General features: G+C 64.4%; 8 protein-coding genes and 4 pseudogenes. 8 read left to right on the forward strand and 4 right to left on the reverse strand.

The window, feature by feature from the left end; all coding sequences use genetic code 11:
* The first annotated feature begins 2 nt into the window (after positions 1–2).
* The 4 genes and pseudogenes from EN749_RS21375 to EN749_RS21400 all read left to right on the forward strand — a co-directional run.
* Complete coding sequence (locus EN749_RS21375; RefSeq protein WP_128363907.1) at positions 3–1,412, forward strand: FAD-linked oxidase C-terminal domain-containing protein; 1,410 nt, start codon at positions 3–5, stop codon at positions 1,410–1,412.
* 249 nt (positions 1,413–1,661) lie between these two features.
* Positions 1,662–2,246 (forward strand): ASCH domain-containing protein, encoded by a 585-nt coding sequence (locus EN749_RS21385; protein ID WP_127318616.1) that lies wholly within the window; start codon positions 1,662–1,664, stop codon positions 2,244–2,246.
* 202 nt (positions 2,247–2,448) lie between these two features.
* A pseudogene (locus EN749_RS21395) lies at positions 2,449–2,969 on the forward strand (FAD-linked oxidase C-terminal domain-containing protein); the annotation flags it as partial.
* Between the two features lie 11 nt (positions 2,970–2,980).
* A pseudogene (locus EN749_RS21400) lies at positions 2,981–3,916 on the forward strand (4Fe-4S dicluster domain-containing protein); the annotation flags it as partial.
* On the opposite strand, the pseudogene EN749_RS21405 reads toward EN749_RS21400, so the two are convergent.
* Positions 3,913–4,396 (reverse strand): annotated as a pseudogene (locus EN749_RS21405) (FAD-binding protein); the annotation flags it as partial. The pseudogenes EN749_RS21400 and EN749_RS21405 overlap by 4 nt on opposite strands.
* 2 nt (positions 4,397–4,398) lie before the next feature.
* On the opposite strand from EN749_RS21405, the pseudogene EN749_RS21410 reads away from it, so the two are divergent.
* Positions 4,399–4,797 (forward strand): annotated as a pseudogene (locus EN749_RS21410) (heterodisulfide reductase-related iron-sulfur binding cluster); the annotation flags it as partial.
* Between the two features lie 175 nt (positions 4,798–4,972).
* On the opposite strand, the gene EN749_RS21415 reads toward EN749_RS21410, so the two are convergent.
* Together EN749_RS21415 and EN749_RS21420 are read right to left on the reverse strand one after the other, a co-directional pair.
* The gene (locus EN749_RS21415; protein ID WP_128289544.1) at positions 4,973–5,893 is read right to left on the reverse strand and encodes a bifunctional 5,10-methylenetetrahydrofolate dehydrogenase/5,10-methenyltetrahydrofolate cyclohydrolase; all 921 of its coding nucleotides are present in this window, start codon (positions 5,891–5,893) and stop codon (positions 4,973–4,975) included.
* Positions 5,894–6,153: 260 nt separating this feature from the next.
* Positions 6,154–6,900 (reverse strand): L,D-transpeptidase, encoded by a 747-nt coding sequence (locus EN749_RS21420; protein WP_128363908.1) that lies wholly within the window; start codon positions 6,898–6,900, stop codon positions 6,154–6,156.
* Positions 6,901–7,115: 215 nt separating this feature from the next.
* Here EN749_RS21420 and EN749_RS21425 point away from each other — a divergent pair, with 215 nt between their 5' ends.
* Positions 7,116–7,754, forward strand: a complete 639-nt coding sequence (locus EN749_RS21425) for a DNA-3-methyladenine glycosylase I (protein WP_127268832.1) — start codon at positions 7,116–7,118, stop codon at positions 7,752–7,754.
* 2 nt (positions 7,755–7,756) lie between these two features.
* Here EN749_RS21425 and EN749_RS21430 read toward each other — a convergent pair whose 3' ends face one another.
* Complete coding sequence (locus EN749_RS21430; RefSeq protein WP_127268833.1) at positions 7,757–8,008, reverse strand: hypothetical protein; 252 nt, start codon at positions 8,006–8,008, stop codon at positions 7,757–7,759.
* 459 nt (positions 8,009–8,467) lie between these two features.
* Between EN749_RS21430 and hisS the strand changes: the two genes are divergently transcribed.
* A complete protein-coding gene (hisS, locus tag EN749_RS21440) occupies positions 8,468–9,970 on the forward strand; it encodes a histidine--tRNA ligase (RefSeq protein WP_127396370.1) in 1,503 nt (500 codons plus the stop codon).
* Positions 9,971–10,030: 60 nt separating this feature from the next.
* Positions 10,031–10,557 (forward strand): ATP phosphoribosyltransferase regulatory subunit (locus tag EN749_RS21445; protein WP_189367637.1); only part of this gene is annotated, 527 nt, incomplete at its 3' end.

The following is a 10,557-nucleotide window of genomic DNA, read 5'->3' on the forward strand; positions in this document are numbered from 1 at the left end:
GAATTGGCGGCGTCGTCGACGCCGCCAATTCCATGCGCGCCTTCGAGAGCGACGGCCTGACCGCCTATCGGCAGCTGCCGCCGGTTGTTGTTCTGCCGCAAACCGTGGCGCAGGTGTCGCGCGTGCTGAAATACTGCAATGATCGCAACATCCGCGTCGTGCCGCGCGGCTCCGGCACCTCGCTGTCGGGCGGCGCGCTGCCGCTCGAGGACGCGGTGCTTTTGGTGATGAGCCGCTTCAACCGTATCCTCGAGATCGATTTCCCCAATCGCGTCGTCGTTGCCCAGCCGGGCGTCACCAATCTCGGCATCACCACCGCCGTCGAGCAGGAGGGCTTTTACTACGCCCCCGATCCATCCTCCCAGATCGCCTGCTCGATCGGCGGCAATGTCGCCGAAAATTCCGGCGGCGTGCACTGCCTGAAATATGGCCTCACCGCCAACAATGTGCTCGGCATCGAGATGGTGCTGATGAATGGCGAAGTGGTACGGCTCGGCGGCAGTCACCTCGATGCGGAAGGTTATGACTTGCTCGGCGTCATGACGGGTTCGGAAGGGCTGCTTGGCGTCGTCACCGAGGTCACCGTGCGCATCCTGAAGAAACCGGAGACGGCTCGCGCACTGCTGATCGGCTTCCCGACCAGTGAGCAGGGCGGCCAGTGCGTCGCCGACATCATCGGCGCCGGCATCATTCCGGGCGGCATGGAGATGATGGACCGGCCGGCGATCCACGCCGCCGAGGATTTCGTCCATGCCGGCTATCCCCTGGATGTCGAAGCGCTGCTGATCGTCGAGCTCGACGGGCCGGGCGTCGAGGTCGATCATCTGATCGGTCTTGTCGAGGCCATCGCCTACAAGAACGGCTCGACCACCTGCCGCATTTCGCAGTCCGAACAGGAACGGCTGAGCTTCTGGGCCGGCCGCAAGGCGGCGTTTCCGGCCGTCGGCCGCATCTCGCCCGACTACTACTGCATGGACGGCACCATCCCGCGCAAGGAGCTGCCGCGCGTGCTCGCCGGCATGCGCGAGCTGTCGGAAAAATACGGTCTCGGCGTCGCCAATGTCTTTCACGCCGGCGACGGCAATCTGCATCCGCTGATCCTCTACGATGCCAACGTACCGGGCGAACTCGACAAGGCCGAAAGCTTCGGCGCCGACATATTGCGGCTCTGCGTCAAGGTCGGCGGCGTGTTGACCGGCGAACACGGTGTGGGCGTGGAAAAACGCGACCTGATGCCGGAAATGTTCACGCAGATCGATCTCGACCAGCAGATGCGCGTCAAATGCGCCTTCGATCCCAACCATCTGCTCAACCCGGGAAAAGTGTTCCCGCAGCTGCGGCGATGCGCCGAACTCGGCCGCATGCACATTTCCGGCGGCAAGCTGCCGTTTCCGGACATTCCGAGGTTTTGAGGGATATGTCGGCGCTTGAACACCCCCCTCTGTCCTGCCGGACATCTCCCCCTCAAGGGGGGAGATTGGCTGGTCGCAATGTTGATGCTTGTTTTTCAACCGATGGGATTGGCGAAAGCCGGCGTAGCGATCTGATCTCCCCCCTTGCGGGGGAGATGTCCGGAAGGACAGAGGGGGGTGCGAAGGATCGCGGCATTTCCGCACCTGCTTCTGGCATAGGTTTCACCGTATGCCCGAGTGAGGTTTGAGTTGCTGTTCAAACAATCCTTGCTGGACAAGATCGCGCGCAATGAAGTGACGCTCGCGTTTCGCCGCTGGAAGCGGCCGACCGTCAAGGCCGGCGGGCGGGTCAGAACGGCGTCAGGTGCGGTTAGGATCGGGGACATCTCGATCGCGAGCGGCTCCGAATTGACGGAGAAAGACGCGACCGCAGCCGGCTTTCCGTCCCGAGGAGCCCTTCAGGAGATGCTTGGCCCCGATGACGGTACCCCGGTCTATCGCATCGAGCTCAAAGGCATCGAGCCCGACGAACGCGTTGCCCTGCGCGGCGACGCCGTGCTTTCCGATGAGGACTGGCATGCCTTGACCCAGCGTTTTGCGCGCTGGGACAAAACGGCACCCGGCTACTTCCTGTGGATCCTGCAGGCGATCGGCGCCCATCCGGAAGTGCCGGCTGCTGTCCTGGCCGACAAGGCCGGTGTCGAAAAGCTGAAGTTCAAGCAGGATGTCCGCAAGCTTGGGGAACTCGGACTCACCGAGAGTCTCCAGATCGGTTATCGGCTGTCGCCACGGGGCGAAGCCGTGCTCGAAAGGCTTCGGGAGCACAGGCTTTGACTACTTTCACCCCAACCACGTCAGACGAAGTTCTCTCCACCGTCGCCTGGGCAGCGGCGGAAGGCTCGCCGCTGGAAATCCTCGGCCACGGCTCCAAGCGTGGCGCAACGATGCCGCGACGCTGCTGCGCGTCGAAGGCTTCGGCCCGTCGGTTGCCTACCGCATCGCCGCGCTGAAAACGCTGCTCGGCAAGGCCGGGCCGCTGCAGGAGATTGCCGGTGACGCTTCACGGCTGATCTGGCGCGATGTACGCGATTGCAGGCCCTTCGCCGACAACAGCGAGAAACCGGTCTGGCGTGTCTCGATGACGCCGGGACAGTGCCACCAGATGGTCCTGACGGCCGAGACTGCCATTGGCGACCCGTGCAGCGATGCGCTCCGGCAGATGGGCCGCACTCGACACTTCCGCGCTGGAACCGAGCGCCAGGGCCATGGCGGCGGCCGCGGCAGCTGCGCATGCAGGCCGCCGTCAGCGCCTTATATGACTGGCAGGGCGGGCTGGTGTGGCTGCGCATGGAACAAGGCGATCCGGAAGCCGCCCTGCTGCGCGGGCTGTTGAGGAAACATGGCGGCGGCCATGCGACGCTGGTGCGTGCCGCACCTTCGCATCGCGCCGCTCTGCCGGTGTTCGAGCCGCAGCCGCCCGCACTTGCCGCACTCAGCCAGCGCCTGAAGCAGGAATTCGACCCCAAAAACATCCTCAATCCCGGCCGAATGGCTTAGGATCCAACGCGATGCAGACCAATTTTTCGCTTGCCCAGCTTGCCGATCCGCATGTCGCGGAATCGGAAAGGATCCTGCGCAAATGCGTGCATTGCGGCTTCTGCACCGCCACCTGCCCGACCTATGTGACGCTTGGCAACGAGCTCGATTCACCGCGCGGGCGCATCTACCTGATCAAGGACATGCTGGAAAATGGCCGTCCCGCCGACAAGCAGATCGTCACCCATATCGATCGATGCCTGTCGTGCCTCGCCTGCATGACCACCTGCCCGTCGGGCGTGAACTACATGCATCTGGTCGACCATGCCCGCGCCCATATCCAGGAGACCTACAAGCGGCCGCTGCTCGATCGACTGACCCGCGCCATGCTGGCCTTCGTGCTGCCTTATCCCCAGCGGTTTCGCGCCGCGCTCAAGCTGGCGAAGCTGGGCAAGCCGTTTATAGGCTTGTTCGACAAGGTTCCGGCGCTGAAGCCGCTCAGTGCGATGCTCAAGCTCGCGCCGGCCTCGATCCCGGCAGCTTCGCCGCGATGGGCTCGCCAGGCATCCATGCCGGGCAGGGGAGCAAAAGAGGCCGCGTCGCTATCCTCACTGGCTGCGCGCAATCGGTGCTCGATCCCGCCATCAACGACGCCACGATTTCGCTGCTGACGCGGCTCGGCGTCGAGGTCGTGGTGCCGCCGGGCGAGGGCTGCTGCGGCGCGCTGGTGCATCATATGGGGCGCGAGCAGGCCGCGCTTGCCTCGGCGCGAGGCAGAATGTCGCGATGCCTGGACGCGCGCCCATCGAACAAGGCGGGCTCGATGTGCCATCGTCATCACTGCATCCGGCTCGCTGGCCAAGGACATCACCGAATATCTCTGCGGCACGACGATCAAGGACTACGGTTTCATGCTGCGGCTGGATCCGGCCTATGCCGACAAGGCCGCGCGCGTTTCGGCGACATCGTCGAGCAGGCCACGGATGGCGAGCGTGACTTCGGTCTCGGCTGCCGGCAGCACCTTGAAGGTGACGTCGGTGAATACGGCCAGCGTGCCCCAGCTGTTGGCCATCAGCTTGGACATGTCATAGCCGGTGACGTTCTTGACCACGCGGCCGCCCGACTTGAAGGACTCGCCGCGACCGGACACGACATTGATGCCCAGGACATGATCGCGCGCAGCCCCCTGCCTTGAGCCGGCGCGGCCCGGAGAGGTTCGCGGCGAGCACACCGCCGATGGTGCCTCTGCCAGGCTCGCCGCCAAGCAGCGGACCGTAGTCCATCGGCTCGAAGCCAAGCTGCTGGCCGTTTTCCGCCAGCAGCTTTTCGATCTCGGCCAGCGGTGTGCCTGCCTTGGCCGACAGCACCAGTTCAGCCGGTTCATAGAGCGTGACGCCAGAGAGTTTCGACAGGTCGAGCGTGTGTTCGGTTTGCAGCGGCCGGCCGACGCGATCTGCCTGAACCGGTGCGCAAGCCGGGCACGGTTGTCGCCTATCACTCGGCCTGTTCGATGCAGCACGGCCAGAAGATCACCCGCCAGCCGAAGGAACTGCTCGCCAAGGCCGGCTTCGTCGTGCGCGAGCCGCGCGAAGGGCATTTGTGCTGCGGTTCGGCCGGCACCTACAACATCCTGCAGCCCGAGATCTCGGCCAAGCTGCGCGACCGCAAGGTGAAAAACATCGAGGCGACGGGGGCTTCGATCGTCGCCACCGGCAACATCGGCTGCATCACCCAGATCGCCTCCGCCGCCAAGCTGCCGGTGGTGCACACGATCAAGCTGCTCGACTGGGCTTATGGCGGACCAAGGCCGGGAGGTGCCCCGGAGGAAGGGCTGGTTGCGGCTGAGTAGCGTGGCGCGCTGTCTGAGTTACGGCAAATCCCCCTCGTCCGGCCGCTTCGCGGCCACCTTCTCCCCGTTGGGGAGAAGAGATTTGCGCCGGCGGTGACAGCCTCCTCTCCCCTCGGGAGAGGTCAGCCGGGCGAAGCGGAGGCTGGGTGAGGGGGCCTTTGGCGTCGCCCTGTCCTTACTCCGCCGCAAGCCTGTCGGCCGTACCGTAGGTCGCCTCATAAAGCGCACGCTGGCGGCTGAGCGCCACCATCGTGTTGCGCAGCAGGATGGCGACCGTGATTGGGCCGACGCCGCCCGGCACCGGGGTGATCCAGGAGGCGACCTCGCGCACGCTTTCGGTGTCGACGTCGCCGACGATGCGGCTGGAGCCGTCAGGCCCGATTTCGGAATTGATGCCGATGTCGATGACGGCGGCGCCCGGCTTGACCATGTCGGCCTTGATCAGCCGCGGCCTGCCGACGGCGACGAACAGCGCGTCGGCGCGCCTTGCATGCGCGGCGACCGATCGCGTCATGTGGTGGCAGACCGTCACCGTCGCGCCTTCGCTCATCAACAGGAAGGCGATCGGCTTGCCGACGATTTCCGAATGGCCGACGATGACGACTTCCAGTCCCTTGAGGTCGAGGCCGGTTTCCTTGAGCAGTTCGACCGAGGCGGCCGCCGTGCAAGGCGCGAGATCGAGCTGGTTGTAGACGATGTTGCCGATCGAGGCCGGATGCATGCCTTCGACGTCCTTCAGCGGATGCACCGCCGCCTGCAGTGTCCTGATCGGGATGTGCGCGGGCACCGGCCGCTGGATGATAATGCCGGTGACGCGCGGATCGGCATTCAGGCCGTGGATCGCAGCTTCCAGTTCGCCTGCCGTGATGGTGGCGGGAAAGCGCCGCTCCTCGAAATCGATGCCGGCGAGCTCAGCCTTGGCGCGCTGGTTGCGCACATAAACATCCACCGCATCGGTGTCGCCGACGGTGATCGAGATCAGCTTGGGCGGAAAACCCTCAGCTTTGGCGATCGCTGCGTCCTCGGCAACGGCGGCGATGATGCGCTGGGCGACCGGGCCGCCCTTGAGATAACGGCTGTCTTCGGACAGGGGCATGGGTGAACTCTTTTGTGGAACTAGCCACCGAGATAGCAAAAGAATGCGGTAAAGGGCAGCATGAAAGCGAAACGCTATGCCCGTTGCGCGACGCGTGGGTGACCTTTGCCCTCGATTTCTGCTCAAAAACGGAAAGGGCAGCGCGGTTTCCCGTGCTGCCCTTCCTGACCGGCCGCATCCCCATACGGCCCGTCCCCCGTTATCCCTAAACCGGCCCGAAAAGCGGACTGCTTTGCCGGCCAGGTGATTCGCAAAGGTTATTATATCACCTCGACCGTGGTTCCGACATTGACCCGCTCATAAAGGTCGACGACGTCCTCGTTGCGCATGCGGATGCAGCCCGACGACACCGCGCCGCCGATCGTCCACGGCTGGTTGGTGCCGTGGATGCGGTATTCGGTCGTGCCGAGGTAGAGCGCGCGGGCGCCAAGCGGGTTCTCCGCGCCGCCGGCAAGATAGGTCGGCAAATAGCGGCCCTTGGCGGCTTCGCGCTTGATCATCTGCGCCGGCGGGCGCCAGTCCGGCCACTCGCGCTTGTTGGTGATCTTGTGCGTACCCGACCATTCGAAGCCCGGCTTGCCGGTGCCGACGCCATAGCGCCTTGCCTTGCCGTTCTTCTCGACGAGGTAGAGGAAGTTCTGGGTGGTGTCGATGACGATCGTGCCCGGCTTCTGGCCTCCGTCATAGTCGACTTCCCGCGGCAGGTAGATCGGGTTGATCTGAGGACGCGCGACCATGCGCTTGGCCGGCGGCTGCACCGCCGCAGTCTGCACCCGGTCGGGCTGCGCCGGGCGCAGGAGGCGTCTCTGTTGCTGCTGCTGCACCACCTGGCGGTTCTGGCGCACGACGCCGGGCGCCTGGCCAAGCTGCAGCACCCAGGGTGCGGAAAGGTCGGGGCTAACCATCACCGGCGGCCTGTCGGCATAGCGGTCGCCGGCGATTGACGGTGTGACGCCGGCGGCAAACACAGCCACGGCGCCGAGCACGGGAAACAGAACTGTCTTCATCGTAACGCACCTTGATCGTCTGATACAAAACGGGTGGAAACGTCCTCCCGGTTCGGCGATCATTGGCGCGCAAGCAGCAACCGAAAAATGAATCGGAATGCATAAAATGCGGCTTTGTCAGTAAACCTTTTGGTGTGGTTACCGCCGGGTTCAGGAATCTGGTAAAGCCGCAGTAAATGCCGCGCAAAAGCGCGTTAACGAACGGATTTTGGCTTATGGACAAGGAAAACACCGGCCTGCTCGCCGGTCCCGACGGTGTCGCGCGCTGCTTCTGGCACGGCAATCTGCCCGACTATCTGCACTACCACGATCATGAATGGGGCCGGCCTGTGGCCGACGACCGCAGGCTGTTCGAAAAGATCTGCCTCGAAGGCTTTCAGTCGGGCCTGTCGTGGCTGACCATCCTGCGCAAGCGGGAGAATTTTCGCGAAGCCTTCGCCAATTTCGAGTTCGACAAGGTCGCCGCCTTCACCGACAAGGATGTCGAACGCCTGCTCGGCAATGCCGGCATCATCCGCCATCGCGGCAAGATTGTCTCGACCATCAACAACGCCAAGCGCGCCCGCGAAATGGCCGACGAATTCGGCTCGCTGGCCGCCTGGTTCTGGAAGTTCGAACCCGGTAAGGACGAGCGGCCGCAAATCGTCGACCTCGCCCATCTGCGCGCCAACCCGACAACGGCCGTCTCGGTGCGGATTTCGAAGGAGCTGAAGAAACGCGGCTGGAGCTTTGTCGGCCCGACCACGGTCTACGCCTTCATGCAGGCCATGGGCCTGGTCAACGACCACCTCGAGGGCTGCGTCTGCCGCAAAGAGGTCGAGAAGCAGCGGAAGGCTTTCAGGCGGCCGAAATAGGCTCAGGTGCCGTTGGCGCTGGCCAGCACCAGGCCGGCGACGATCGCCACCACCGTGGCCACGGTCGGATAGATCACCAGCAGGCCGGTCATCAACGCGTCGCGCATGGATGGTCCCTTGCCGGTCTCGCCGGGCACTTCGAACGGGCCGGCAGCCTGGCTGATCATTTTCGGGGCGTTGATGTCGGCCGGGCGCAGGCGTGCGGGCAATTCGGCATCGCTGTCGATGGCGTGGAATCTTGCTGTGCTGGTCATGGCCGCGAACCCCTCATTTCCCGCGTTTATCTCTTGCGATTGTGTCGGCACGATGCCGTACCCGTGGCGGGATTGTTTCATTTTCGCTGCGTTTTGTTTCAGAGCTTGGCTCGGATGGTAGGCCCAAATCTTGGTCGTTCTGCGCCGCCCCTCATCGCCCTGCCGGGCACTTCTCCCCGTATAGCGACGGGGAGAAGGACGCCCTCGTCGATGGTTTCGCCAGTCGTCCAGGTTGCAAGAGAATGCCCGAGTCCGCGTTCAGCTCTCTTCTCCCCGTCACTATACGGGGAGAAGGTGCCGGCAGGCGGATGAGGGGCGGCGCTGTACTTGCAAAGCTATCGAACTGTTCCTAGCCACCTCGTAGAGAGGGTGCAAACCCTTGCTGGTCCTCGCCGCTTCGGTTAGGACACGCCCACTCGCAATATGTCATCGATTACTTAGCAAAAAAGACCCCAGCCCATGGCCGATAAATCGGAAAAGACGAAAGCGCGACTGCCGCGCGGTTTTGCCGACCGCAGCGCCGAGGACATCCGCGCAGTCGAGAAGATGATGGCGACGATCCGCTCGGTCTATGAGCTTTATGGCTTCGAACCGGCCGACCAGCCGCTGATCGAATACACCGACGCGCTCGGAAAATTCCTGCCCGACCAGGACCGGCCGAACGAAGGCGTGTTCTCCTTCCAGGATGACGACGACCAGTGGCTGTCGCTGCGCTACGACCTGACCGCGCCGACGGCCCGTTTCGTCGCCGAGAATTACGAGCGCCTGCCCAAGCCTTACCGCAGCTATCGCTCCGGCTGGGTGTTCCGCAACGAGAAGCCAGGCCCCGGCCGCTTCCGCCAGTTCATGCAGTTCGACGCCGACACGATCGGCACGCCGGGCGTGGCCGCCGACGCCGAGATGGCGATGATGATGGCCGACGTCATGGAAGCGCTCGGCATCAAGCGCGGCGACTACGTCATCCGCGTCAACAACCGCAAGGTTCTGGACGGCGTGTTGGAGGCGATCGGCCTTGGCGGTGAGGAGAATGGCGGCCGCCGGCTGACGGTCCTGCGCGCGATCGACAAGCTGGACAAGCTCGGGCCGGAAGGCGTGAAGCTTTTGCTTGGCCCGGGCCGCTGGGACGGCGGCAAGGAGGGCGAGGGCGACTTCGCCAAGGGCGCCGGGTTGAACAACGGGCAGGCCGAGGCGGTTCTTCTCGCGACCGCGAGGACTATACAGGCCGGCCAGGATTCCATGGTCAGTTCGAACGCCATCTACCAGGAAGGCGTCGGCGAACTCGCCACGATTGAAGCGCTGGTCAGGGCGGCAGGATATGGCGAGGACCGTATTGCCATGGACCGCTCCGTCGTGCGCGGCCTCGAATACTACACCGGCCCCGTCCTCGAAGCCGAGCTTCTGGCCGAAATCCCCAACGAAGACGGCCAGATCGTGCGCTTCGGTTCGGTCGGTGGCGGCGGGCGCTATGATGGCCTGGTGTCGCGCTTTCGTGGAGAGCCTGTGCCGGCGACCGGCTTTTCCATCGGCGTCTCCAGGTTGATGACCGCGCTGAAGAACCTCGGCAAGCTCGACGCCTCGGACGTGATCGCGCCTGTCGTCGTGCTGGTCATGGACAAGGACACCGACAGCCTCGGCCGCTACCAGAAGATGGTGGCGGAGCTGCGCGCCGCCGGCATCCGTTCCGAAATGTATCTCGGCGGCGCCGGCATGAAGGCGCAGCTCAAATATGCCGACCGGCGCGGCTGCCCGGTCGCCATCATCCAGGGCGGCGACGAGCGCGCCAAGGGCGAGCTGCAGATCAAGGACCTGATCGAAGGCGCGCGCATGTCTGCCGAAATCACCGATAACGCCGAATGGCGCGCCGCCCGCCCGGCGCAGGTGACGGTGGCGGAAGGCGAGCTGGTCGCTGAAGTGAGGAAGATTTTGGCGGCGCAGGCCGAGGAGAGGGCACGTGGCGAGTAGAGGTCGCGTTGGCGCCTCTGGTTTGGGACCAGAGGGTCGTGCAGCACTGAGGTCAGCAAGTTGACCTCCCGCACCCCCGCCATCTCCACCGACATCACCAACCTCTTCGCCACGCGCAACACGCACGCCGTCGAGGTCGCCATATTGCAGCCGGCGGACCCCTTCCTCGACATGGCCGGCGAGGATTTGCGCCGCCGCATCTTCCTCACCGAAAGCGAGACCGGCCAGACATTGTGCCTGCGGCCGGAATTCACCATTCCGGTCTGCCTTGATCACATAAGTTCGCAGGCCGGCACGCCGCGCCGTTATTCCTATCTGGGCGAGGTGTTTCGACAGCGCCGCGAAGGCGGCAACGAGTTCTTCCAGGCCGGCATTGAGGATCTCGGTGACCGCGATACCGCTGGAGCCGATGCCCGCTCGGTGGCCGATGCGCATGCGCTGCTGTCGCTGGTGCTGCCCGGCCAGGCGCTGGCGATCACGCTCGGCGACCAGACCATTTTTGAGGCGGTTCTGGCTTCTCTCGGGCTGCCGCGCTGCTGGCGCATGCGCCTTGCCCGTGCGTTCGGCTCGGCGCCGAGGCTTGAGGC

It is taken from the genome of Mesorhizobium sp. M7A.F.Ca.ET.027.02.1.1 (assembly GCF_004022985.1).
GTDB lineage: Bacteria > Pseudomonadota > Alphaproteobacteria > Rhizobiales > Rhizobiaceae > Mesorhizobium.